Source organism: Nonomuraea sp. NPDC049504, assembly GCF_040676845.1.
GTDB lineage: Bacteria > Actinomycetota > Actinomycetes > Streptosporangiales > Streptosporangiaceae > Nonomuraea > Nonomuraea salmonea.
In genome coordinates this window covers 39,972-64,321 of sequence record NZ_JBFAPT010000027.1, presented here as the reverse complement: position 1 = coordinate 64,321, position 24,350 = coordinate 39,972, and the positions used below count along the sequence as shown (strand labels likewise).

The window sequence follows — 24,350 nt, the reverse complement described above, 5'->3', positions numbered from 1 at the left end:
CCGCTCAGTCCGGGATGAGCGCGTCCCTGGGACCGCCGTAGACGGGGTTCTTGTCCAGCCGATGCTCGGTCACGAGCAGGCGGATCACCCCCTTGGCGTTCTCCTCGGCCTCCCAGACCACCCAGTCGTCCCCGACGGGCTCCTCCTGGGTACGCACGATGCCGTACCCTCCGGGGTTCCCCGGCGGCACGGAGATGACCGCGAAGACGACCTTCTTGCCGCGCCTGCGCAGCTCGGGGAGGACCTCACCGACGGTCTTCTCGTCCACGCGCAGGTCCTCCAGGGAGCGGCCCCTGTCGGTGGCGACGCGGAACTCCGGCTCCTTGAACGAGGGCCTGGGCGCGGGGACGGGCTCGCAGGGCGCGATCGGGCCCTCCATCAGGTACGTGGTGGTCATGCCGCCCTTGCCGCTGATGCTCCACACGAACGTCTGGCCCGGCCGGAACAGCTTCGTGTTGATCCGCATCTGCCACCCCTCCCGCTCGCCCGGGATGTTCTCCGGCAGGCTGTAGACGCCACGGGGGATGTTCCTCACGTGCTCGCCACGCGGTTCCCGGCACATCATGCCCTGGGGGACGAAGTCGACCGTCGCGGGAACGTTCAGCTCCCGCAACCGCCGCTCCAGCCCCTCAGCGTCGTCGAAGTCGCGGATCTGGATCGTCACCATCCCGTCCTGCATGTCCACGGCGTACGAGCTGGGCGCGCCACCGCGCAGCACGCTCGGCACCACGACGACGCCCGCGGCGAGCACGACGGCCGCCGCCAGGCCGAGCAACGGCCGCTTGAACGAGCGCGGGGGCCGCCGCACCGGTTCCGGCTCCTGCGCGGTGATCTCGGCCAGCAGCGCCCGCGCCCCCGCGCCGGACGGCTCGCCGCCGAGGCCACCGGGTGCGACCCGGGCCAGCGGCTTGATCGCCTCGATCTCGTCGATGTCCTTCACAGCGCTCCTCCCTGCGACCGTTCCACCAATGCGGGCCGAGCCCGCGTGCCGACGTGCACCCCGGCGTCGGCGAGTGCCCGGGACAGCCGTTTGCGGGCCCGGTACAGCCGGATCCGTACGGCGTTGCGGGACAGCCCCAGCGCCTGCGCGATCTCCTCGCGCTCCAGGCCCTCCCAGGCGACCAGGGCCAGCAGCTCCCTGTCGTCGTCGGGCAGGCTTCTGAAGGCCCGCCCGATCGCGTCCAGTTCGACCTCGGTGTCCGGGGAGTGCCCGTAGAGGTCGGCGAGCTCGGCGTCCTGCTCGGCGGTGCGGGCCCTGCGGCGGTTGTCGCCGCGGAAGTGGTTGGCCAGCACCTTGCGCGCCACGCCGTACAGCCAGGGCACGACCTCGGGGCCGTCCGGCAGCTCCGCCACCCGCCGCCAGGCGATGGTGAACGTCTCCGCCACGACGTCGGCGGCGTCCTGGGGCGAGTCGCAGCGGCGTACGGCGTAGGCGGTGATCCTGCCGTACGCCAGGTCATAGGCGGCCTCGAACCGGGCCAGCCGCTCGTCATCCACAGGCGGTCCCCATGGCAGATCTCCTCAGCAGACGATTGACACGGACACCTACCTCTATGTACGCCCAGCCCCCATCATTTCCACGCAAAGGGGCACCCGCCGGAAGACCCGGCAGGTGCCCCTCAAGAAGACGTGGTCAGATACCGAAGGCGCGCTTGAGCGCCGCCTCCCTGGCCGCCCGCGCCCGCCGGCTCAGCTCGGCGTCCGGCACCATCATGTCGAACCCGTGGAAGGCCCCGGGGAACAGGTGGAACTCGGTCGAGACCCCGGCCTGGGCCAGCCGCTGCGCGTAGTCAATGCACTCGTCCCTGAACACCTCGAGCTCCCCCACGTCCACGAACGCCGGCGGCAGCCCGGACAGGTCGGTGGCGCGGGAGGGGGCGGCGTAAGGGGACACGTCGTCGGTGCCCGCCAGGTCGCCGAGCAGTGCCTTCCAGCCGTAGAGGTTGGCCGACCTGGGCCACACCACGGCGTCGGCGAAGGCGCGGCTGGACGGCGTGACGTTGCGGTCGTCCAGCATGGGGCAGATCAGCAGCTGGAACGCGAGGTCGGGGCCGCCGCGGTCCCTGGCGAGCAGCACGGTGGCGGCGGCCAGCCCGCCGCCCGCGCTGGCCCCGCCGACGGCCAGCCGGGCCGGGTCGATGCCCAGCTCGGCGGCGTTCTTGGCGGTCCAGACGAGGCCCGCGTAGCAGTCCTCGACGGGCGCGGGATGGGGGTGCTCGGGGGCGAGCCGGTAGTCGACGGAGACGGCGACCAGGCCGAGCCGCTCGACGTAGCGGACGATCATCTCGTCGTCCATCTCCGGCTTGCCGATGATCATGCCGCCGCCGTGGATCCAGTAGAGCGCGGGCCGGTTCTCGCCCGGCTCGGCGGGCCGGTAGACGCGCACCCGTACGTCCGGCGCACCCGCGGGCCCCGGCACCAGCCGGTCCTCGATCGAGACCTCGGTCAGCGGCCTCGGCGCGGCGGCCATCATGGCGTTGAGCTGGGCCCGATGCTCGGCCAGCGCCTCGTACGTCAGCGACGCGAAGTCGATCCCGGGCATCTGCGCGACCTGCTCGACCCCGGCACGCAGCTCGCCGTCCAGGTTGGGGTGATGCGCCATGGGCTGTTTCCTTCCGCGGAGCGGTGCTGTCTCTGCTGACATCGTGGAATTCCCGGTCATCGTCGCACAACCGCCATATGGCGGAGATCGGCCCCCGTGCCCCCGCCGTTCGGCGAACGGCCGCCTCGGATACGGGACGAAGCCGCCGCCGTCCGGCATGCTGATCATCATGTGCCACTCCACCGACAGCAGGCCGCCCGCCCCGCCCGTGCGTGGCGAGGTGGCCGCGCACGAGCAGACCGAGCTGACCGCCGCCGACGGCAACCGCTTCCTCGCCTACCGGACCGAACCCGCCGAGCCGAACGGCCGGAGCATGGTGATCCTGCCGGACATCCGCGGGCTGCACCCCTACTACCGTGACCTCGCGGTCCGGTTCGCCGAGGCGGGGTTCCGGACGATCGCGATCGACTACTTCGGCCGCACGGCGGGCCTCGGCGACCGCGGCGACGACTTCCCGTTCCGTCCCCACGTCGACCAGCTCACCAGCGACCACGTCAGGGCCGACGCGCTGGCGGCCACGCAGGCGCTGGACGGACCGGTGTTCACCGTGGGGTTCTGCCTGGGCGGCGCGCAGTCGCTGCGGCAGGCCGCCGAGGGCAACGGGCTGGCGGGCGGCATCGGCTTCTACCCCACCCTGCGCTTCGTGGAGCCGCCCGAGTCGGGGCCCGGCGCGCCGCTGCTGATGCTGCTGGGCGGCGCCGACCGGGCCACGCCGCGCGAGCAGTCCGCCGCGTACGAGGCCGCGCTCGACCGGGCCGGCACCCCGTACGAGAAGCACGTCTATCCGGGCGCGCCGCACGCGTACTTCGACCGCTCGTACACGAAGTGGACCGAGGTCTGCCAGGACTCATGGCGGCGCATCCTCGACTTCGTCGAGCGCCACTCCTGAGTCATCCCAGGTAGGCAGCCCGGACGACGGGGTCTTCGCGGATCTCGGCGGGCGGCCCCGCGGCGATGACCCGGCCGAGGTCGAGCACGACGATCCGGTCGCAGACGTCCATGACGAACCCCATGTCGTGCTCGACCAGCAGCACCGTGGTCTCCAGGCTCCTGACGACCTCGGCCAGGCGGGCGGTCTGGGCGGCGTCGAGCCCGGAGGTGGGCTCGTCGAGCAGCAGCAGCCTGGGCCGGTCGGCCAGCGCCCTGGCCAGCTCGACCAGGCGCCGCCCGCCGACCGGCAGCGCTGCCGCGTACGCCTCGCGCTGCCCGTCGAGCCCGCACAGCTCCAGCACCTCGGCGACGCGCTCGCGCCGGTCGCGTTCGAGCCGCCGCCGGGCGGGCAGGCCAACGAGGTCGGCGGCCAGCCCGCCACCGCCGCCGTGCCAGTCGAGCGCGGCCAGCACGTTGTCCTCGACCGTGAGCCGGCCGAACACCTGCGTGCGCTGGAACGTGCGGCGCACCCCCGCCCTGGCCCGCCGGACCGGCGGCAGCCCGGTCACGTCCCGCCCGTCGACGCGGACCCGGCCCTCGACCGGCCTGCCCAGCCCGGACACGACGTCGAACAGGGTGGTCTTGCCTGCCCCGTTCGGCCCGATCACGCCGCACACGACTCCCTCTTCGACCTCGAACGACACCTGGTCCAGCGCCTTGACGCCGCCGAAGGCGACCGACACCCCGTCCACCGCCAGCATGATCAGCGCACCCCCAGGTAGGCGGCGGTCAGCCGCTCGCCGTCCACCTCGGCGCGCGGCCCCGACCAGGTGACGCGGCCGAGCCGCATGAACGCCACCCGGTCGGCGATCGCCAGCGCCTCGGTGGCCTTCTCCTCGACCAGCAGCAGCGCGACCCCGCGCGCCCGCAGCTCGGCGAAGACCTCGAACACCTGCCGCACCACCATGGGCGCGAGCCCCAGCGACGGCTCGTCGGCGACGAGCACGCGCGGCGGCCTGATGAGCGCGGGGGCGAGCGTGAGCAGCTGCTGCTCGCCGCCGGACAGGGCGCCGGCCGGCACGTGGCGGCGCTCGCCGAGGTGCGGCAGCCGCGCGAAGACCGGCTCGGGGTCGGGCAGCCAGGTGCGCAGGTTCTCCTCCACGGTCAGCCCGGGGAAGACGCCCCTGCCCTCGGGCGCCAGCAGGATGCCTGCGCGGGCCCTGCGGTGGGCGGGCCAGGCAGTGACGTCGCGGCCGTCGAGCAGCACGCGGCCCGCGCTCACGGGCAGGTCGCCGGCCGCGACGGCGCAGGTGGTGGACTTGCCCGCGCCGTTCGCGCCGAGCAGCGCGACCACCTCGCCGGGTCCGACGGTCAGGTCCACGCCGCGCAGCACGGTGGTGTCGGCGTATCCGGCGGCGACGCCTTCCAGGGTGAACAGCCGCCGCTCCCGCACGGCCGGCTCGGCCCGTACCTCGGGCTCGGGGCGCTCCCGTTTCCTGTGCCGCAGCCCGGCCATCTGGGTGAGCACGCCGTCGGGGTGCTTGGCCAGGATGACGCCGCCGAGCCCGAACAGGATCGCGCCGACGTGCGCGGACAGGTCCCAGACGGCCAGCAGCTCGGGCACGGCGACGGCGACGAGCCCGCCCAGCACGGCTCCGCCGATCCGCCGCACGCCCTGCAGCACCACGATGGCCAGCCAGACGAACCCGGAGAAGGCCGGCAGGTCGGTCGCCGTGATCGAGCCCTTGAAGATCGCGAACAGCACCCCGCCCAGCCCCGCGACCGCCGATGCCAGCACGAACAGCACGATCTTGGTACGCGGCGCCGACAGCCCCGACGTGACGGCCGCGGCGGGCGCCGAGCGCACGGCCAGGATCGCCCGCCCTGACGCCGACCGTTCGAGGTTGCGGACGAGCAGCGCCACGGCCCCGATGAGCGCGAGCAGCAGCACCACGCGCACGCGCGGATCCGAGGTGTCGGCGAAGCCGAACCCGAGCGCCGGCAGCGCCCAGCCGATCGTGCCGTTGCTGAACGCGTCCACCTGGAACAGCACCTGGTCGGCCAGCAGCGCCATGGCGAGCGTCGCCAGCGTCAGGACCCGGCCGCCGAGCCGCAGCGCGGGCAGCGCCACCAGCATCCCGGCCGCCGCCGCTGCCAGCACGCCGAGCACGATCGCGGCGGCGAACGGCAGCCCTGAGGTGAACGCCCAGCCGCAGGTCAGCGCGGCCATGGCGGCGAAGGCGGCCTGGGCCAGGTTCACCATGCCGCCGATGCCGGTGACGATCACGAACGAGCAGAAGATCAGCGCCAGCACCAGGCCCTGCGCGGCCACGCCCACGTAATAGACCGGGCCCGCGAAGGCGAAGGCGGCCAGCGCGAGCGCGCCCAGCGCCCACGGCAGCCGGCGCCGCCACGGCGGCAGCCCGGCCAGGTGGTCGGGCGGCGGCGCGTCCTCGGCCGCGCTGCCCGCGACCCGGTCACGCGCCCTGTTGAGCAGCACCAGCCCGGCGAACAGCAGGATCACCGGCACCGCCGTACGCAGCCCGGTCACCTCTTCGAGGAAGTCGGTGTAGCCGGCCACCAGGTTCTGGATCACGCCGAGCGCCAGCCCGGCCGCGAACGTCCACGGGATCGAGCGCAGCCGCCCGAACACCGCCGCCGTCGCCGAGGCGAACAGCAGCACCGTGTACGCCGTCGCGTCCAGCCCCAGCACCGGCACCGCCAGCACCCCGGCCAGCCCGGCGAGCCCTGAGGAGAGCGTCCAGGCCAGCGCCGACGCGGCGCCGGCGTCGATGCCGCGCAGCGTGGCCAGCCGCCGCCGGTCCACGCAGGCACGCATGCGCAGCCCGTACGGAGTGTGCCGCATGAACGCCCACAACCCGGCCGCCGCGAGCGCCGAGCACAGGAACGTGATGAGCTGGTCGCTGTCCAGCCGCACGGCGAACACCTCGACGTCCACGGCCGGGTGCGGCCCGACGCCGCGCGGCAGCGCGGTCGCGTCGGCGGGCGGCAGCCCGGCCACGTCCACGACCAGCAGACCGGCCGCGGGGAGGGCGATCGTGAGCCCGATGGTGGCCACGATCTGCGCGGTCTCCCCCGCCTGCGCGAGGCCCCTGAACATGGCCTTGTGCAGGGCGTAGCCGAGCGCGGGCGCGAACAGCGCCACCGCCAGCAGGGCCGACGGCAGCGCGGGCACGCCGGCCTGGGTCAGCTCGTAGAACAGCAGGGCGGTCAGGAAGCCGATGGCGCCGTGGGCGAAGTTGAACACGCCGGTGGCGGCGTACGAGAGCGTCAGGCCCGCCCCCATGACCGCGAAGACCGCGCCGGTGACCAGGCCGCTGAGGACGTAGGCGATCATTTCAGCGGCACGTTGCCGAAGCAGCGCATGTTCCTGGCCACCTGGAAGGCGCCGCCCTCCAGCTTGACCAGGGCGCCGCAGCCGTTGGGCTCGCTGTGGTCCTTCGGATACTCGATGCGGCCGAAGCCGGGGTTCTCGTAGACGTAGGAGCCGTTGGCGGTGGCGAGGAAGCGTTCCCTGGTCAGCTCCTTGCCGGTCTTGTCCAGCAGGTCGAGGAAGATGTCGGCGGCCCAGTAGCCGATGGCGAGGTGCTGGGTCAGCTCGGTTCCGGGCGCGGCCTTCTCGACGTCCTTCCTGAGCTGGGCGACCTCGGGGGCGTCCGACTCGAAGGGCTCGAACATGGGCGCCGCGATCACGCCCTCCAGGGCCTTCGCGCTGGCGGGGTCCTTGAGTATGGCGGCGTCGTAGCTGGTGGCGTCGGTGAGCACGCCCCTGTAGCCGGCCCGCTTGAGCGCCGAGTACAGGCCGACGTTGAACTTGGTGCCGGCGATCACCGACACCACGACGTCGGGCGGCCCGCCACCGTCGGATGTCATGATCTTGTTGACGTACGGGAGCCAGTCGGGCGGGGGTGCGGCGGCCGGCAGGCCCGAGTTCACGCCGGCCAGCTCGAACCCGGCCGCGGTGAACGACTGGGAGATGGTCGTGCCGCCGTACTTGCTGCCGCTGGAGTCGGAGGTCTGGACGTACACGCTCTTGCCCTCGGCGCCGCCGAGCAGGTCGGCCATCTGGCGGCCCCACCACGTCTGCGAGCCCGCGCCCTGCTTGGGCGCCAGGCAGCCGTTGTAGCCGAAGCCGGTCTTCGTGCCGCACCACTGCGGGCCCGTCGCCCAGCCGAACCACGGCACGCCCTGCTGCTCAAGGAAGGCGGCGCCACCGAAGTTGGGCGCGTGCACGGGGACGAGGGCGAACACCGAGTCCTTCTGCACGAGCTTCTTGGCCGCCGCGTCGCCCTTGGCGGCGTCCTGGCCGTCGTCCTCGGCCCCGAGGAACTCGATCGTGCGGCCGTGCACGCCGCCCTCCGCGTTGGCCCGCTCGAACCTGGCCTTGGCGCCCAGCTCGGCGTCCTTGGTGGAGTAACCGCTGGCGCTGGTCTTGGTCAGCACACCACCGACCTTGATCGTCGCGTCCGTCACACCGGCCGCGCCCCCGCCCGCGGCGCCGCCCTGCTGCTGGGCCGCGCATCCGGTCGCGAGAAGGACCGTCACCAGGGCCACCGACCTCACTCGCACCATGACGGCCTCCCCTTGCGCCTTGGCCTAGCGCTCGCTTGGTTTCGTCCGAGCGTAAATTCGCCTTACGGCGCCGTCAACGGGGCTACCGAGCAACCGCTTGCTCACAAACGCGTGACGGTGGCCGTCACGGGGTGGCCGAGGCGCCGAAGACGCGGTCGCGGGCCAGGTCGAGTGCGGTCAGCACGGCGCCCTGGAGCACGGGGTTGCCCGTGACCGTGCTGGCGCGCACCTCGGTGGGGGCGGGCGCCAGGTCGCCCAGCCGGGCGGCCACCTCCTCGGCCAGCTCGGCGCCCCCTTCACTCCCGCACTCGCCGCCGAGCACGACGAGGCCGGGGTCGAGCAGGCTGACGAAGGCGGCGGCGCCCTTGGCGATGCGGGCGGCGAACTCCGTACGGGCCAGGCCGCGCGCGACGGGCGAGGTCACCAGGTTGCAGAACGCGGTCCCGCCCACCTCCAGGAACCCGATCTCGCCCGCGCCCCCCGACGCCCCCCGGCGCAACCGCCCGCCGAGCACGACCGCCGCCCCGACCCCGTCGCCCAGCCAGAGCAGGACGAAGTCCTCGGCGTCCTGCGCCACCCCGTCCCGCGACTCGGCGATGGCGGCCAGGTTCGCCTCGTTCTCCAGCACCACCGGGACGCCGCCGAGCCGCTCCCGCCAGGACGTCACCAGCCCGGGCCGCCACCCCGGCACGTCGTTGGACGACACCAGCTCGCCGTCGCGCGGCGCGACCAGGCCCGGCGCCCCGACCACGACGGCGTCGAGGCTCCGCTGCCCCGCCGCCTCGGCCAGGACGCTTTCAACGAGATCCACCAGGTCACCGCCGACCGCCCGGGCGGCCGAGCCGACGGTACGGCCCGTGAGGTCGGCGACGGTGACGTGGACGGTGTCACGCCGCAGGTCGACCCCCGCGACGTGGGCCCGGCCGGCCACCAGCCCGTAGAGGCGCGCGTTGGGCCCGCGCCTGTCCTCGCCCGACTCCCCCGCGACCTCGATCAGGCCGCCGCCGATGAGCCGCTCGATCAGGTCGGACACGGTGGGCCTGGACAGCCCCGTCAGCGAGCGGAGCTGGGGAGCGCTCAGCGGGCCCCGTTCCAGCAGCAGGTCCAGCGCCAGCCGGTCGTTGATGGCTCGAGCCGTGGAAGGGGTCGCGGTCTTCATGCTCGCCATAATAATCAGGGACCCTGCCTGAAAGCCCTTTTCATCAGGAACCCTGCCTGATAGTTTCCGATTCATGAGCCCTCATCGCGCCATCGCCTCGGTCTTCCTCATTCACGGAGCCGTGGCCGGCAGCCTGTCCACCCGCATCCCCTGGCTCCAGGAGCACTTCGGCCTCGACCCCCAAGTCCTCGGCCTGGTGCTCCTCTGCACGCCCATCGGCGCCTTCGTCGGCATGCCGATGGCCGGGCGCCTGGCTTACCGGATCGGCGCCCGCACCGCCACCCGCTTACTCATCGCCCTGTGGTGCGCGGCCCTCGCGCTGCCCGCCCTCTCCCCCTCCACCGTCTGCCTGTTCCTTGCGTTCCTGCTGTTCGGCGTCGCGGCGGGCATGTCCGACGTCACCATGAACGCCCACGCCGTCGTCCTCGGACGCCGCCTCGGCCGGCCGATCATGTCCGGGCTGCACGGCATGTGGGCCGTCGGCAGCCTCGCCGCGGCCGGTCTCGGCGCCCTGGCCGCGCAGGCCGGCATCGACGCCCGCGCGCACCTCGCGACGGTCGCCGCCGCCCTGCTCCTGACCGGCGCCCACACCGGCCGCGGCCTGCTCGCCGACGAGCGCGGTCCGGCCACGGGCCCCGCGCCGCGCCGCTTCGCGCTGCCCACCCGCGGGATCGCCCTCATCGGCGTCGTCGGCTTCTGCGCCACCTTCGCCGAGGGAGCCAGCGCGAACTGGTCGGCCGTCTACATCACCGCCGTCACCGGCGCGGGGCCCGGTGTGGGCGCCGCCGGCTACATGGTCCTGATGTTCTGCATGGCCGGCACCCGCCTGCTCGGCGACCGCGTCATCCGTTTGCTCGGCCCGGTGCGGACGGTGCGGGTCAGCGGGGCGGTCGCCGCGCTCGGGGGCCTGATCGTGGTCCTGTCCCGCACGCCCGCCCTCGCCGTCACCGGCTTCGCGCTGCTCGGGCTGGGCGTGGCGGTGATCGTGCCGCTGGCGATCGCGGCGGCGGGCAACAAGGGCGCGACGCCGGGCGAGGGCGTGGCCGGGGTGGCCACGATCACGTACCTCTCGGGGCTCGTCGCCCCGGCGGTGACGGGGTGGGTGGCGGGCGGCCTGTCCTATCCCGCGGCCTTCGCCGTGATCACCGGCGTGGTGGTGCTGCTGACGCTGCTCGCCCCGGCCGTGCGGCCCTCCTCCCCGGCCACCGCCGGCACGCCCGCCGGGAACGGACGCCTCGCGCGTGCGCGGGACTGACCAGTCTGCCGAGCAACCGCTTGCTCGCATGACGGGGCGCGGCTACCGTGAGGCGCATGCGGATGCGCGCGGCCGTGCTGACCGAGTTCCACGCCCCCATGGAGCTGCGTGAGGTGGAGATCGCCGACCCTGGCCCCGGTGAGGTGCGGGTGCGCGTCAAGGCGTCCGGCGTGTGCGGGTCCGATCTCAAGGCCATCGACGGCAAGAGCCCCGTGGCGGGCCGCCTGCCCTTCATCCTCGGTCACGAGAGCGCCGGCGTGGTGGAGCGCACCGGTACGGGCGTCACCACCGTCAAGGAGGGCGACCCCGTCATCATCGCCATGAACGGCCCCTGCGCCCGCTGCCGCCCCTGCCAGGCCGGACACTTCCACCTGTGCGCGAGCCCCGGCCGGCTGCCGATCATCATGGGCGGCCTCCCCCGCGTCACGCTGGACGGCGCCGAGGTGCGCAGGTTCATCGGCATCGGCTCGTTCGCCGAGTACGCCGTCGTCCCCGAGGCCATGTGCGTGAAGCTCGCTGCAGGGCTGCCGTTCGACGCGATGTCGCTGCTGGCCTGCGGCGTCGTCACCGGCGTCGGCGCGGTGCTGAACGTCGCGCGGGTGCCGCCCGGCGCGACGGTGCTGGTCGTCGGCTGCGGCGGCGTCGGGCTCAACGTCGTGCAGGGCGCGGTGCTGGCCGGCGCGACCACGATCGTGGCCGCCGACGTGGCCGAGGGCAAGCTCAAGCTCGCCGAGCGCTTCGGCGCCACCCACTCCCTGCTGGTCACCGACCTGCCCCGCCAGGTGGACGAGCTGGTCAGGGGCGGCGTCGACCACGCCTTCGACGCGACGGGCGCGCCCGGCGTGCTGGCCAAGGCGTTCGCCGCGACCCGGCCGGGCGGCACCACCGTCATGGTCGGCAGCCCGCCCCAGGGCCATCCGATGGAGCTGGACACCGGCCTGCTGTTCGCCTCGCGCCGCCTCATGGGCACCCAGGGCGGCGACGCCGCGCCGCACCGCGACCTGCCCATGCTGGCCGAGCAGTACGTACGCGGCCGCCTCGACCTCAACGGCCTGATCACCGAACGGCTGCCGCTCGACCGCATCGACGAGGCCGTGGCCCACGTCCGCGCGGGCACAGTGGCGCGTACCGTCATCACGTTCTGACGCGCGGCGGAACTGGACGCACCCGCCGCGGCCGGATATTCGGTGGAGCATGACCGCAACCACGCGCACCCGTTTCGCCGTCTCCCTTCCCCAGCAGATCTCCGACGGCGCCTTCGACCCCGTCGCCTTCCGCGCCTACCTGCGGCGGGTGGAGGACCTGGGCTTCCACAGCGTCTGGACCCGCGAGGGCACCCTGTCGCCCGTCCCGACGCTCAACCCCATCGAGGTCATGACGTACGCCGCCGCCTGCACCGAGCGGGTGCGCATCGGCTGCGCGGTGTTCGTCAGCGTGCAGCACCAGCCGCTCCAGCTCGCCAAGAGCCTGAGCACGCTCGACCAGCTCAGCCGGGGCCGCCTGGAGGTGGGCTTCGGGCTGGGCGGAAGGCGGGCGCTCGAGTCGTTCGGGGTGCCGGCCGAAGGGCTGGTGACCCGGTTCACCGAGGGCATCGAGCTGATGAAGGCGTGCTGGACGGAGCCCAAGGTGTCGTTCCAGGGGCGGTTCTTCCAGGTGGAGGCGGCCATGGAGCCGAAGACGTACCAGAAGCCGCATCCGCCGATCTGGATCGGCGGCCACAAGCCGGCCGCCGTGCGCAGGGCCGTCAGGCACGGCGACGGCTTCATCGGCGCGGGCGGCGCCACCACGGAGGCGTTCGCCGAGCAGGTGCGCGTCCTCAAGGACGAGCTGGCGCGGGCCGGGCGCGACCCGGGGAGCTTCGGCGTGGCCAAGCGCGTCTACGTCTCGGTCGACGCGCCGGGCCGCATCGACGACCAGCTCCGCAGCATGTACGGCAGCGCCGACGTGGCCGTCACGGGCTCGCCGGAGGAGGTCGTACGCGGCCTGCGCGCGGTCATCGACGCCGGCGCGGACCTCGTCCTGATCGATCCGATGGTCGGCGAAGCCGGGCAGCTCGACCGGCTGGCGGAGGATGTCCTTCCTGAGCTATTCTAAGGATCCTTAGAACTCTAGAGGAGGCCCCCATGTCCTACCCCGAGCCCCGCTACCACGCCGAGCACGGCGCGCCCAGCGGCGTGTTCCACCTGGCCGGGCAGGCGCCCGACCTGAGCATGGGCGGCCCGAGCGGCACCCAGGTCCACTACCTCGCCACGGGCGGCAGCACGGGCGGCGCGTTCGGCCTCTACCGCTACGAGATGCCCGCCAAGCCGTCCGGCCCGAGCCCCCACTTCCACCGCACGATGACCGAGTCCTTCTACGTCCTCGACGGCACCATCCGGCTCTACAACGGCGACAAGTGGGCCGACGGCAAGCCGGGCGACTTCCTGTTCGTGCCCGAGGGCGGCATCCACGCCTTCCGCAACGAGTCGGGCGAGCCGGCCACGATGCTCATCCTGTTCACGCCGGGCGCGCCGCGCGAGGGCTACTTCGAGGAGCTGGCCGAGATCGCCGCCACCGGCCGGCAACTCTCCCCCGACGAGTGGACCGAGCTCTACCTGCGCCACGACCAGTACATGGTCTGATGTTCGCAGAAGAGCCCATCTACGAGCAGCTCGCCCGCATCGGCAAGGCGCTGTCGGGCCCCGTCCGGCTACGCCTGCTCGACGTGCTCGACCAGCGCGAGCGCACGGTCGAGGAGCTGGCGCGGGCGGCCGGCGTGCCGCTCAAGAACACCTCCGCGCAGCTCCAGCAGCTGCGCGCGGCCCACCTGGTGACCAGCCGCAGGGACGGCACCCGGGTCTACTACCGGCTGGCCGACGAGAGCGTGTCGCGCTTCCTCGGCGCGTTCCAGGCGTTCGCCGGCGAGCGGCTGGCCGACCTGCGCGGCGCCGTGCGCGACCGGCTCGGCGACCTGGAGGGCGTGACGGCCGACGAGCTCGCCGCGCGGCTGGCCGACCCGTCCACGCTCGTGCTCGACGTGCGCTCGGCGGCCGACTACGCGGCCGGGCACGTGCCAGGCGCGGTCTCGGTGCCCATGGCCGAGCTGCGCGACCGGCTGGGCGAGCTGCCGGCCTCGGCGGAGATCGTGGCGTACTGCGGGGGGCCGTACTGCGTGGTCTCGCCCGAGGCCGTACGCGTGCTGCGCGCCCACGGCCGCTCCGCCCGCCCGCTCGACGGCGGCTACCTCGCCTGGCGGCGCGACGGCAAGCCACTGGAACGCTGAGCGACCATGCCACTACGCTGAGCGGCGTGCGCTTCGGACCGATGGCCCTGGCCGCGCTGCTCGCCGTGCCGGCGCTGAGCGCCAGGCCCGCCTACGACTTCGCGGCCCCCGGCGTCGCCATCCGGGCCGAGCCCGCGGCGGCGGCCCGGGTGCACGGGTTCGGGCAGCCGGGCGAGGGGTTCGCGTCCAACCGGGAGGAGGAGCACGAGGCGTACGCGTGCGGCCCGTACGAGACCACGCTCTGGCACCACGGCCACAACGCGAGCACCGGCGTCATCGGCTGGGTGCCCGCCTGCGACCTGCTCGACTCCGACTGAGCCCTACCCGACGCCCGCGCCGACGCCCGCGCCGACCGGCTCCCGCCGCTCGGCCACCGGCTCGTCCTCGTCCTCCTCGTGGCCCTCCACCGACAGGTTCGGCAGCAGCCGGTCGAGCCAGCGCGGGCACCACCAGTTGAGCCGGCCCAGCAGCACCATCGTGGCCGGCACCAGGAACCCGCGGATGATCGTGGCGTCCACCGCGATCGCCACCGCGAGCCCCACGCCGAACGTCTTGACCATCGAGTCCGGGTAGGCGATGAACGCGGTGAACACCGCCACCATGATCAGCGCCGCCGACGTGATCACCCGCCCGGTCGAGCCGAGCCCCTCGGCCACCGCCCGCGCGTTGCGCCCGTGCCGCTGGTACGACTGCCGCACCGCCGTCAGCAGGAACACCTCGTAGTCCATCGACAGCCCGAACAGCACCGCGAACAGCATCAGCGGCACGTAACTCTCGATGGGCACCGAGAAGAAGATCGTCTGCACGTACGACGAACTGGCCGGCGGGTCCAGGCCGACCAGCCCGGTGCCGAGGCCGATCGAGAACACCAGCGCCAGCGCGCCGAACGCGGCGCCCAGCGACACCAGGTTCATCACCGCCGCCTTGATCGCCACGATCGGCGCGCGGAAGGCCAGCAGCAGGAGCAGCGCGCTGAGCAGCACCACGACGCCGATGACCAGCGGGGTGCGCTCGGCCATCCGGTCGCCCGCGTCGGTCAGCCCGGCGACCTTGCCGCCCACGTGCACCTGCACGCCCGGCAGCGCGATCGCCCTGACGTCCTCGACGACCTCGGCGGTGCGCTCGTCGCTGGGGGCGTACTCGGGAATGGCCTGCATCAGCACAGAGCGGCCGTCGGCGTTGACCTTGGGGTCGCTGACGTACTTGACGCCCTCGACGTCCTCCACCTCGCCGACCAGCTTCTTGACCAGCGGGTCCTTGGCGCCTGGCACCTTCTCGGGCAGCTCGGCGACCACGATGAGCGGGCCGTTGAAGCCGGGGCCGAAGCCGGTGGCCATCAGCTCGTACGCCCGGCGCGGCTCCGAGCCCTTGTCGCCGTACCCCTCGTCGATCGGCCCCAGCTTCAGCGCCAGCGCGGGCGCGGCGAGCGCGCCGAGCACGATCGTGCTGGCCAGCAGCACCCGCCACGGGCGGCGCGCCACCCACGAGCCGAGCCCCGCCCAGCCGGTGCCGGACGAGCCCGAGCCGCGCAGGAACGGCACCTTGAGCGCGTTGACGCGGTGGCCGAGCAGCCCGAGCAGGGCGGGGACCAGCGTGACGGAGGTCAGCACGGCGGCCACGACCGAGATGCCGGTCACCCAGCCGAGCGTGGCCAGCAGCGGGAACCCGGCCAGCATCAGCGCACTCAACGCGATGATCACCGTGCCGCCCGCGAACACCACCGCGCCGCCCGAGCTGGACACCGTCCTGCGCACCGACTCCACCACCGGCACGCCCTGCGCGAGCAGCCGCCGATGCCGCGACAGCAGGAACAGCGCGTAGTCGATGCCGACGCCGAGCCCGATCATCGTGGCCATGATGCCGGCCTGCTTGGGCATGTCCACGACCCAGCCGAGCAGCCCGATCACGCCGAGCCCCGAGGCCACGCTGACCAGCGCCGCGAAGATCGGCACGATGGCGGCGACCAGCGTCCCGAACGCGAACACCAGCACCAGCAGCGCGCACACCACGCCGATGACCTCGCTGGGGCCGGTCTTGATCTCCTTGTCCGCGGGGTTCGAGCTGTCGGCGGGCACGACCTCGAGCCCGGCCTCGCGCGCCGGGTCCGCGGCCTTGGACAGCTCCTGGGTGGTCTGGGCGATCTTGTCGGAGTCGTTGCCCGCCATCTTGATCGTGATGAGGCCGATCTGCAGGTTGGAGGAGATGCCGCCGACGCGGAACGGGGTGTCCACGGACGTGACGTGCGGCATCGTCTCCAGCCGGTCCACGGCCCGCTCGACGGCCTGCTTGCGCTTCTCCTCCAGCAGCGGCCCGTCGGCGGAGTAGACGAGGAGCTGGACGGTGCCGCCCTGGGCGTACCCGGCGCCGAAGCCCTCCTTCATCAGGTCGTGGGCGCGCTGCGCGTCCGTGCCGGGGATGCTCGCGTCGTTGTTGGTCGGGCTGGGGAAGGCCAGGCTGCCGCCCATCAGCGCCGCGGCGGCGATCACCCATGTCACGAGCACGATCCAGCCGTGCCGCGCGCACCAGCCGCCCAGCCGTCCCAGCAACCGCGTCATCGCTTCAGCCCCCACTCGACGACCGTCCTGTACGGTCGTACAGCGACATACGATAAAACGGAACTTATGAGGAAGGCCGTCTCCACAGGGAAATGAGACGATGACCACATCTGGGACCACAGCTGGGGCCACAGCCGACGACACCCGATCGCGAATCCTGGCCGCCGCCAGAGAGCTGTTCGCCGAACGCGGCTACGCGGCGACCTCCCTGGCCGACATCGCCGCCGCCGTCGGCCTCACCAAGACGGCCGTCGCCTACCACTTCCACCCCAAAGACCGCCTCGCCGCCGAGCTGCTCGACCCCGTCGCGGCCGACATGCTGACGCTGCTCGACACCGCCTACGACAGCCGCGACGCCTTCGTCGAGGCCCTCGTCACGTTCGCGGTGCGCTACCGCTCGGTCATCCGGCTGTTCATGGAGGACCTCGCCGCCGACGACGCCGGCGCCGCGCCCGGCTCGGAGCGCGACACCATCAGGACCTTCAGGGACGAGATCTACGCCAAGCTCGCCGGGCCCGACCCCGCCCCCGAGGCCAGGCTCAAGAGCTGGGCGCTGCTGGGGGCGTTGCAGTGGGGCGCGGTCAAGACCATGGACCTGCCGGAGGAGCAGGTACGCGCCGCCCTGCTCGAAGCGGCACGCGCGTACTGACCGCTTGTGCACAACGGCTCACGACGGCGCGCCAGAAGGGCGATACTGGGACGCCAGATCCCCTTTTCGCACCGGCAGGGAGAACGGTCTTGCGTACCTGGTTCGAGCCGGAGGAGGCGGAGGAGTTCGAGGTGGCGAAGGCCGTGCTGCTGCGGCGCTGCCTCGCCTGGGCCGACGAGCACGGCCGCCCGGCGGACGACCTTCTCATCAGCGCCGCCATCGACGCCCGCCACCACAGCCGCGACGGCCGGCTCGCCTACTGGGACGAGCCGCAGATCCGCCGCTACCTGCTGGCCTGGATTCCCAAATATGTCGTCGCGCCGCGCGAGATCCTCGACATCGCCCCCGACATCCTGCGCACCTACCTCGCCTACCTCGCCGCGACGGGCCTGCGCGACCCGCGCGGCGCCACCTTGGCAGAGGCCGACGCCGCCATCGCCCGCGCCACCCCCGAGTTCAGGAAGTCCCTCGACGACCCGCACCTGCAGGGGCTGGCCAAGTTCTGGGCCCAGACCGCGCTCGACCACGGCGTCGACCTGACCGACCCCGGCGGATTCGACGACTTCAAACAGGACCTCGACGCCGGCCGCGTCCACTACGACCAGGACATCCTCGACCACCTCACCCAGGCCCGCCTGCTCGGCGCGGAGCTGGACCTGGCGGAGGAACGCGCCCCCCTCCAACCCCCCATCGCCCTGCCCCCCGCCCCAGACCTCACGACCGCCGCCGTGGGGAGCCGGACAGTCCGACGCCTGACCGCCCTGGCAGCCTGGGCCGGCAAGGACGGCCGCCCCCTCACCGACCTCGGCACCATGCCCGCCACCGACGGGGACCCCGACCTCCTCCTGGCTTGGGCGAAGCGGATGCGGCTGGTGCGGGTCGCCAAAGGCCGCGTCCACGCGGTGGCCAAGGCCGCCCCCTTGCTGCGCGACCCGGAAGCCCTGTGGCAGCGCGCCTTCGACGCCCTGCCCGAGCTGGGCCGCGCCATCACCGGCCGCACCGACGGCGCGCCCTTCACGCTCTTCTTCGACGAGCTGCTGCCCGACCTCCTCAACACCCTCTACGGCATGGACGACATGCCGGTGGCGCGGCTGGAGGAGACGGTGTGGCTGGCCTGCCGCGAATACGAGGACTACTTCGCCGGGGACCGCCGCACCTCCTCCACCTTGCTGCGACGCCGGCTCGGCGACGACCTCGCCCGCACCTTCGACGTCCTCGCCGACCTGGGCGCCGTCGAGCTGAGCCGCGGCCCGGCCGACGAGCTCTACCTCGCCGACCTCGACCACGAGGCCCAGGAGCTTCCGCCCGAGTCCGTCGAACGCCTCCGCACCCGCCTCGCCGAGCCCGACCTGCTCCTCGCCAGGCTCACCCCGCTCGGGCAGCGCGCCGTACGCGCCCGCCTGCTCGCCGAGGGCCGCGACGCGCCGCTCATCGGCGAACTCGCCGCAGCCGGCCCCGCCGAACTGCTCGGCGTCCTCACCCAGCACTACCCGCCGTACGACGCCGCCGCCGAGCTGCACGGGTGGCTCGCCCAGCCGGGCCACGGCATAGAGCCGCTTCTGGAGGCGGTACGCCGGTGCCCGTTCCGCACCCGGGCCGGCGCCATGCTCAACGTGCTCGCCGAGGCCCTGCCCGACGGCCGCGCCCTCCTCCACGGCCTGCGCCGCGACCCCGTACTCGGCCCGGCCGCGCTGACGTACCTGGTGGACGTGGGCGAGCTCGACCCGTCCGCGATCGGCCAGGACGAGCACCTGCTGCTGGCCGCCGAGAACTTCCTCACCCTGCTGGAGCTGGGCGGCCCCCAGACCCTGATCGAGCAGCTCAAGGCGATGGCGGGGCGGGAGGCGTACGAGCTGGTCGCCGCCGTCCTCGACGCCGGCCACCACGACACGGTCGGCCTGGAGGAGATCCGCGCATTGGTCGCCGAACCCCTCCGCACCACCCACCACCGCCCCCTCCGCCTCATCCCCGGCACCGGCCCCGGCTCCCCAAGAACCAAACGCCACAGACGCTGAACCGAAGATTGTCAGAATGTGACCATGCGACTACCCCGCGCGAAGTTCTTCAACACCACGGGCCCGTGCGACCCGGCGCGCCATTACATGCTGCCTCCCACGCCGCGCATCCCCGAGGCCCGCACCCTCATCGAGATGGACCGCTACTTCGTCCTTCACGCCCCTCGTCAGACCGGCAAGACCACCGCGCTGCGCACCCTCGCCTCCGAACTGACCGCCGAAGGCGACACCGCCGCCCTGATGGTCAGCTGCGAGCGTGTTAAAGCGGTAGGCGAGAACTACGCTGCCGCGGAGTCAGTGCTGCTGACCGCCCTTCGCGAAGCGGCCAATCGCTCGGGATGGCCGAAGAAATGGCTTCCGCCAGATCCCTGGCCATCGAATCTTCCGGGTGTTCAGTTCGGCGCGGCATTGAAGGAGTGGTGCCGCCGTTGTCCGCGTCGGGTGGTGCTCTTCCTGGACGAGTTCGACGCCCTGCAGGGCAACAGCATGGCCAGTATTCTCAGCCAACTCCGCGACGGTCACAACGCGCGGCCGGAACGCCATCCATTTCCTGCATCCATTGCGCTGTGCGGACTACGGGACGTGCGCGATTACAAGGTCGCTTCTGGCAGGGATCCGGATCAGACCAACCCGGCGAGCCCGTTCAACATCATCGCCAAGTCGCTGCGCCTGGGTGACTTCACCATCGACCAGATCGCCGAGCTGTACGGCCAGCACACCGACGCGACCGGTCAGGAGTTCACCAAGGACGCGGTCGAGCGGGTCTTCGAGCTGACCCAGGGCCAGCCATGGCTGGTCAACGCTCTCGCCTACGAGATCACCCAGGAGATGGGGGTGACCGACACCGTCTCCGTGACGCGGGTGGAGGAAGCCAAGGAACGGCTGATCCGAGCACATGCCATGCACCTGGAGTCACTGTCGGATCGGCTGCGGGAGCCCCGGGTGGCCCGGGTCATCGAACCGATCCTGGCGGGCACCTGGCCCGACATGGACATGGCCTTCAGCAGCGACGCCCGCTATGTCCGTGACCTGGGTCTCATCCGGAGTACCAGGGATCTGGACATCGCCAACCCGATCTACCGGGAGGTCCTGCTCCGGGTTCTGGGCGAGCGGACCGAGGTCCGCGTCCGCGCCGACCCGCGCAGCTTCGTACTGCCCGACGGCCGCTTCGACCTGGCACGCCTCCTGGAAGAGTTCGTCGTCTTCTGGCGGGAGCACGGCGAAGTCCTCATCCAGCAGGAGGGCTATCACGAGGCCGCATGTCAGATCATCCTCATGGCCTTCCTGCACCGGCTCGTCAACGGCGGCGGCCAGCTCGACCGCTATCTCGACCGGCTCACCCTGTCCACCGGCAGACTCGTCATCTTCGACCGGCGCCCAGAAGCGCCGTCATGGCAGGAACGCGGCGCGTTCGAGGAGGCCACCACACCCTCTGGCCGCCCGGTCACCATCCTGCGCGTGTGACGACCGGCGACGGATCAGGGCTGGGCGGCCCGTACGTCCTCGTGGGTGGTGCTGGTGTGCTGGGGGACGTTGTGCTGGGCCTCGCGCTCGGCGCGGCGGCGCTTGCGGCGGCGGCCGAGGAACCAGCCGACGCCCAGGGCGGCTATACCGAGGGGGGTGGTGGCCATTTTGCGGGCCACCAGAAGCTTCAGGAGTTTCTTCATACGCCCCCAACTGCCCCAGGACGGTAGGCGCACGCATAAGCCCTACCAGACCTGGCGGTGGAGGTCGCTGCGCGACTCCGCTCGAATCCGGTGGGTGGGTAGGTCAGGGCTGGTCGGGTTCGGGTTCAGGCTCGTTGGTGGTGGGTTCGAGGGATTCGCCGGGGTCGGGGCCCGTCTGGGCGGCCAGGCCGACGGTGATGGTGAGCTGGGTGCCGGGTTTGGCGCAGGTGCCCGGGTCGATGCTTTGTGCCAGGACTGTGCCTGCCTGGGACTCGTCGTCCACCAACTGTTCCTTTGTTCCGACCGTGAAACCCGCCGCGGTCAGGGCTGTGCGGGCCGCTTCGCGGGAGCGGCCGGCGACCGGTGGGACGGTGGCGCCGTTCCGGGACACGGTGAGCGCTACCGCGGTGCCGCCCTTCACGCGGCTGCCTGCCTTGGGGCGGGTGGACAGGACCTGGCCCGACGGCTCTTGGGAGCAGGAACGCGTGGTGGCGCCCGCCTTGAGGCCCGCGCCGGTCAGGGCCGCTTCGGCGGGGCCACGTCGCATGCCCGTCACCTCCGGTACGGGGAGGCCGGCCGACACGTGCAAGGACACCTTGGTCCCCCGGTCCACGGCGGTTCCCGCGGCGGGGGTGCTGGCGAGGACCTGGCCGATCGCGCGGGGTGAGTCCTGCCGGGTGACGCGGCCGAGGGTGAGGCCGGCGCGTTCGACGGCCTTGGTGGCGGCGGCCTTGTCCAGGCCGGTCAGGGGCGGGATCGTCACCGTCGGCGGACGTACGATCGCGGGCGCGTCGTGGGCGGGGCGGCGGTCGTCCTGGGCCTGCCGGGCCTCCGCGCTCTTCGTGGGTGTTGCTTCGGCGGCCGACCTGCGGGTGGTCTCGGGCGCGGGCGTGGCGGGCGGCGGTGCGGCGAGAGGTCCGCCCGCCTGGGGTCCCGCCTGCCCGGCCGGGCTCTGGGTGAGCGCCGGTACGACCACGGCCAGCAGCACCACGGCCGTCACCAGCAGCGCCGCACACACCGCGACCGCCGCCCGCGGCCACTGCCTCCGGTCCGTACGCCCTCCCCCGGCCGGGACAGGATTCCCGGGTAACGCACCTGCTGGTTGGGCGGCCTGGGGGTCGGAGGTCGCGGCAGGCAGGTGATAGGCGTCCATGGCCCCGGTGACCTCGGGCTCGGCCAGCGGAGTGAACCAGAAGCCGGCTGAAGCCCCGGCGGGGCCGGAGTGGGCGTCCGGGGTGCGCTGGCCCGGCACCAGGGGTGTCGGCGGAGTGCGGAGGATGGGCGGCGGAGGTGAGCGCCGCACCTCCGCAGGCCCCTCCGTAGAGCCCAGCGCAGGCCCCACCGCAGGCCCCACCGCAGGCCACTCCGCAGGGGACGACTCTCCCAGCAGCTCGAACAGCAGCTCCCTGCTGCTCGGCCGGTTGCGGGCGTCCTTGTCCAGGCAGGCCGCGACCAGCGTAAGCAGCCGCCCGTCGAGCAGCCCCAGTTCGGGTGGCGCCGTGAGGATACGGTGCAGGACGGGCGCGACGGAGTCCTGGCCGAAGGGGGCGGTGGCGTTGGCCGCGAAGCACATGGTGGCGCCCCACGAGAACACGTCGGCGGCCCCCGTGACGGCCGAGGCGGTGATCTGCTCGGGCGCCATGTACGCCGGCGTCCCCACCCCCCGCCCGCTGACGGTGGCGGCCGCGTCGAGTGCCCGAGCCAGGCCGAAGTCGATGACGCGCGGCCCGTCGGAGCCGAGCAGCACGTTCTGCGGCTTGAAGTCGCGGTGCACGATCCCGGCCCGGTGGATGGCGGCGAGCGCGGTGGCGGTGCCGACGGCGAGGCGTTCGAGCGCGCCGCCCCTGCGGGGCCCGGTGAGCGCGACCTCGCGGGCCAGGGAGTGCCCGTCGACGTACTCGCTGACGATGTACGGCCGTCCCTCGTCGAACCCGGCGTCGATCACCTGCGCCGTGCAGAACCTGGCGACGTGCTTGGCCAGCTCGACCTCCCGCAGGAACGCCGCCCGCTCGTCACCGACGGGCCCGTGCAGGAGCTTGACCGCGTACGTCTCTCCGCCCCTGGAACCGAGGAACACCGCGCCCTGGCCACCTTCGCCCAGCCGCCCGGTGAGCTCGTAGTCGCCGAGTCGCCGAGGGTCCCCCGTTCTGAGCGGCTGTGCCATTGGCACGGGGCGCCTCCCCTCGCCGCGCCACCCCTTCCGCCTCCTACTGAAGGCAAGGGGCCGCGAACAGTCAACGGTGAGCAGGGCAATCGCATCCGGACCGTGACACAGCCGGTCAGGACGTACGCGCGACCCTGCCGGAATACGTCACTTCGTCCTTACCTGCACGAGTGACCTTGATATCCATCTGGTTCACATCGGAGGTGGGGTACATGCGGAGCGTGCCCGGGTAGCACTCCTGCCCGCCGACGTCGCTGAGGGTGAAGACCATGCCGCCGCCGTCGCGCGAGAGCCGTCCGGTGCAGTGCAGGTCGGCTCCCCACCGCATGCGTCCCGAGCCTTCGTGGTCCAGGACGAGCTCGACGGGGAAGACGCGCCCGGCGGTGAAGTGCTCGGCGGAGCCGCTCCAGTCGCCGGCCAGCCCTTCGCCCTGGGCGCTCTGGAGGTAGAGCACGAACCCGGCGATGCCCATGAGCAGCCCGGCCAGCGCGACGCCGATCTGCCAGGGCCGCACCCGCCGCCGCCCGGCGCGCGCCACCTGGGTGCGGGTGATGGCGGGGAAGCTGGTGGTGGGGTCGGGGTCGGTGATGACGCCTGGCTCGGCCTCGGCGGCGCCGACTCCGACGACGGCGTCGGGAGCGCGGGTGACGGGCCTGCTCGTGCGGACGAGCGTGCCGATGCCGTTGCCCCCGACGGCGGCCATGGCGCCGGTCGTCAGCACGTCGCCCCCGTCGCCCTCCTGGCCGAGCAGCAGGCGCAGCGCCTCTTCCGCGTCGGGCCGGTCGGCGGGCTCGGTCGCCAGGCAGGCTTCGACGATCTCACGCAGCCGCCCGTCGAGGTCGCCGAGGTCGGGCGTGCCGTAGAGGACGCGGGCCAGCACCTCGTTGTGGGTCTCGGCGGTGTACGCGGGCCGCCCGTTGGCGGTGTAGGCCACGGTGAGCGCCCAGGCCCACATGTCGGCCGGCGGTCCGGCCGGCTCGCCCTTCATGCGTTCGGGCGCCATGTAGGCAGGCGTGCCCATGGGCATGTGGCTGGTGGTGACGGTGGTGTCGACGAGCCGGGACACGCCGAAGTCGATCACGCGGGGCCCGTCGATGCCGAGCAGCACGTTGCCGGGCTTGAAGTCGCGGTGCACGACCCCGGCGCGGTGGATGGCGCCCAGGGCGGTGGCGGTGCCGATGGCCAGGCGTTCGAGCGACCCGCCCGTACGCGGCCCCTCCTTCTCCACGTGCTCGCGCAGCGAGGGGCCGTGGACGTACTCGCTCACCAGGTAAGGACGGTCGCCTTCGAGGTCGGCGTCCAGGAGCTGGGCCGTGCAGAACGCGGCGACCCTGCGCACCGCCTGCACCTCGCCGAGGAAGCGGCGGCGGGCGTCGGCGGTGCCGGAGAGGCTGGCGTGCAGCAGCTTGATGGCGACCCGGCCGCGTTGCGGGGATTCGCCCAGGTAGACCACTCCCTGGCCACCCTGACCGAGCCTGCGTGTCAGCCGGTAGGACCCCAACTGCCGGGGGTCGTCGGCACGTAGCTCGGACATATACCGCCATTATGCCTGGCCGGGG

The 24,350-nt window shown here is 72.8% G+C and carries 21 protein-coding genes; 10 read left to right on the top strand and 11 right to left on the bottom strand.

Going from position 1 to position 24,350, the window contains the following annotated elements:
* Positions 1-4 precede the first annotated feature (4 nt).
* The 3 genes from AB0K28_RS39570 to AB0K28_RS39560 all read right to left on the bottom strand — a co-directional run bounded on the left by AB0K28_RS39570 (position 5) and on the right by AB0K28_RS39560 (position 2,602).
* On the bottom strand, positions 5-940 hold the full coding sequence (locus AB0K28_RS39570; protein ID WP_364380420.1) for a hypothetical protein: 936 nt from the start codon (positions 938-940) through the stop codon (positions 5-7).
* Positions 937-1,497, bottom strand: a complete 561-nt coding sequence (locus AB0K28_RS39565) for an RNA polymerase sigma factor (RefSeq protein ID WP_364380417.1) — start codon at positions 1,495-1,497, stop codon at positions 937-939. The genes AB0K28_RS39570 and AB0K28_RS39565 overlap by 4 nt, the downstream gene beginning before the upstream one ends.
* Positions 1,498-1,633: 136 nt before the next feature.
* Positions 1,634-2,602 (bottom strand): alpha/beta hydrolase, encoded by a 969-nt coding sequence (locus AB0K28_RS39560; protein ID WP_364380414.1) that lies wholly within the window; start codon positions 2,600-2,602, stop codon positions 1,634-1,636.
* Between the two features lie 169 nt (positions 2,603-2,771).
* Between AB0K28_RS39560 and AB0K28_RS39555 the strand changes: the two genes are divergently transcribed.
* Positions 2,772-3,491 carry a dienelactone hydrolase family protein gene (locus tag AB0K28_RS39555; protein ID WP_364380411.1) on the top strand — a complete coding sequence of 240 codons (720 nt, stop codon included), beginning with the start codon at positions 2,772-2,774 and terminating at the stop codon, positions 3,489-3,491.
* Between the two features lies 1 nt (position 3,492).
* On the opposite strand, the gene AB0K28_RS39550 is transcribed toward AB0K28_RS39555, so the two are convergent.
* The 4 genes from AB0K28_RS39550 to AB0K28_RS39535 form a co-directional block, all read right to left on the bottom strand.
* Positions 3,493-4,233 (bottom strand): ABC transporter ATP-binding protein, encoded by a 741-nt coding sequence (locus AB0K28_RS39550; protein WP_364380408.1) that lies wholly within the window; start codon positions 4,231-4,233, stop codon positions 3,493-3,495.
* Positions 4,234-4,235: 2 nt separating this feature from the next.
* Positions 4,236-6,830, bottom strand: coding sequence for an ATP-binding cassette domain-containing protein (locus AB0K28_RS39545; RefSeq protein ID WP_364380405.1), 2,595 nt, complete (start codon positions 6,828-6,830; stop codon positions 4,236-4,238).
* Positions 6,827-8,065 (bottom strand): ABC transporter substrate-binding protein, encoded by a 1,239-nt coding sequence (locus tag AB0K28_RS39540; protein WP_364380402.1) that lies wholly within the window; start codon positions 8,063-8,065, stop codon positions 6,827-6,829. Before AB0K28_RS39540 ends, AB0K28_RS39545 begins: the two co-directional genes overlap by 4 nt.
* 124 nt (positions 8,066-8,189) lie before the next feature.
* Entirely contained in the window at positions 8,190-9,224 is a 1,035-nt protein-coding gene (locus AB0K28_RS39535; protein WP_364380399.1) for an ROK family transcriptional regulator, read from the bottom strand.
* Between the two features lie 73 nt (positions 9,225-9,297).
* Here AB0K28_RS39535 and AB0K28_RS39530 point away from each other — a divergent pair, with 73 nt between their 5' ends.
* From AB0K28_RS39530 to AB0K28_RS39505, 6 genes are read left to right on the top strand one after another with little or no spacing between them, the layout of a single operon-like run.
* The gene (locus AB0K28_RS39530) at positions 9,298-10,479 is read left to right on the top strand and encodes an MFS transporter (RefSeq protein ID WP_364380396.1); all 1,182 of its coding nucleotides are present in this window, start codon (positions 9,298-9,300) and stop codon (positions 10,477-10,479) included.
* Between the two features lie 56 nt (positions 10,480-10,535).
* Positions 10,536-11,624, top strand: coding sequence for an alcohol dehydrogenase catalytic domain-containing protein (locus tag AB0K28_RS39525; RefSeq protein ID WP_364380393.1), 1,089 nt, complete (start codon positions 10,536-10,538; stop codon positions 11,622-11,624).
* A gap of 49 nt (positions 11,625-11,673) precedes the next feature.
* Positions 11,674-12,573 (top strand): TIGR03619 family F420-dependent LLM class oxidoreductase, encoded by a 900-nt coding sequence (locus AB0K28_RS39520; protein WP_345398316.1) that lies wholly within the window; start codon positions 11,674-11,676, stop codon positions 12,571-12,573.
* A gap of 29 nt (positions 12,574-12,602) precedes the next feature.
* The gene (locus tag AB0K28_RS39515) at positions 12,603-13,100 is read left to right on the top strand and encodes a cupin domain-containing protein (protein WP_355425866.1); all 498 of its coding nucleotides are present in this window, start codon (positions 12,603-12,605) and stop codon (positions 13,098-13,100) included.
* Positions 13,100-13,741: a metalloregulator ArsR/SmtB family transcription factor gene (locus tag AB0K28_RS39510; RefSeq protein WP_345398307.1), complete on the top strand. Its 642-nt coding sequence runs from the start codon at positions 13,100-13,102 to the stop codon at positions 13,739-13,741. Before AB0K28_RS39515 ends, AB0K28_RS39510 begins: the two co-directional genes overlap by 1 nt.
* Positions 13,742-13,767: 26 nt before the next feature.
* Positions 13,768-14,058, top strand: a complete 291-nt coding sequence (locus tag AB0K28_RS39505) for a hypothetical protein (RefSeq protein WP_364380388.1) — start codon at positions 13,768-13,770, stop codon at positions 14,056-14,058.
* A gap of 3 nt (positions 14,059-14,061) precedes the next feature.
* Here AB0K28_RS39505 and AB0K28_RS39500 read toward each other — a convergent pair whose 3' ends face one another.
* The gene (locus AB0K28_RS39500) at positions 14,062-16,296 is read right to left on the bottom strand and encodes an MMPL family transporter (RefSeq protein ID WP_364380385.1); all 2,235 of its coding nucleotides are present in this window, start codon (positions 16,294-16,296) and stop codon (positions 14,062-14,064) included.
* 100 nt (positions 16,297-16,396) lie between these two features.
* Here AB0K28_RS39500 and AB0K28_RS39495 point away from each other — a divergent pair, with 100 nt between their 5' ends.
* The 3 genes from AB0K28_RS39495 (at position 16,397) to AB0K28_RS39485 (ending at position 20,424) form a co-directional block, all read left to right on the top strand.
* A complete protein-coding gene (locus AB0K28_RS39495; RefSeq protein WP_345398301.1) occupies positions 16,397-16,945 on the top strand; it encodes a helix-turn-helix domain-containing protein in 549 nt (182 codons plus the stop codon).
* An 89-nt stretch (positions 16,946-17,034) separates the two neighbouring features.
* Entirely contained in the window at positions 17,035-18,960 is a 1,926-nt protein-coding gene (locus AB0K28_RS39490; RefSeq protein WP_364380382.1) for a hypothetical protein, read from the top strand.
* A gap of 24 nt (positions 18,961-18,984) precedes the next feature.
* Positions 18,985-20,424 (top strand): AAA family ATPase, encoded by a 1,440-nt coding sequence (locus tag AB0K28_RS39485; RefSeq protein ID WP_364380379.1) that lies wholly within the window; start codon positions 18,985-18,987, stop codon positions 20,422-20,424.
* Between the two features lie 14 nt (positions 20,425-20,438).
* Here the strand turns inward: AB0K28_RS39485 and AB0K28_RS39480 are convergent, their stop codons facing one another.
* The 3 genes from AB0K28_RS39480 to AB0K28_RS39470 form a co-directional block, all read right to left on the bottom strand.
* The gene (locus AB0K28_RS39480) at positions 20,439-20,627 is read right to left on the bottom strand and encodes a DUF6203 family protein (protein ID WP_355425886.1); all 189 of its coding nucleotides are present in this window, start codon (positions 20,625-20,627) and stop codon (positions 20,439-20,441) included.
* Between the two features lie 103 nt (positions 20,628-20,730).
* Positions 20,731-22,791 (bottom strand): PASTA domain-containing protein, encoded by a 2,061-nt coding sequence (locus tag AB0K28_RS39475; protein WP_364380595.1) that lies wholly within the window; start codon positions 22,789-22,791, stop codon positions 20,731-20,733.
* A gap of 115 nt (positions 22,792-22,906) precedes the next feature.
* Positions 22,907-24,325 carry a serine/threonine-protein kinase gene (locus tag AB0K28_RS39470; RefSeq protein WP_364380376.1) on the bottom strand — a complete coding sequence of 473 codons (1,419 nt, stop codon included), beginning with the start codon at positions 24,323-24,325 and terminating at the stop codon, positions 22,907-22,909.
* Positions 24,326-24,350 lie beyond the last annotated feature (25 nt).